At 41.1% G+C, this 236-nt stretch carries 1 pseudogene; it reads left to right on the top strand.

What is annotated here, in order from left to right:
* A pseudogene (locus ACPYOJ_RS36810) lies at window positions 1-236 on the top strand (excinuclease ABC subunit UvrC); the annotation flags it as partial.

The raw sequence follows: 236 nt of genomic DNA, 5'->3' as shown, positions 1-236 counted from the left end.
GTGGAACCTCGTCATATTGAGGGCTTTGATAACTCAAACATTCAGGGTACAAATCCCGTTTCCGCTTGCGTTGTTTTTAAGGATGGAAAACCCAGCAAGGCCGATTACAGAATCTTTCATCCAAAAACTGTAGAAGGAGCGAACGACTTTGCTACTATGGAAGAAGTGATCTATCGCCGTTACAAAAGACTTTTGGATGAAGGTGAAAATTTACCACAGCTAATTCTTATTGATGG

This window comes from Rhizobium sp. SVR5-9E (assembly GCF_056755095.1).
The sequence above is the reverse complement of the archived record's forward strand: the minus strand, read 5'-3'. Positions and strand labels throughout refer to the sequence as shown.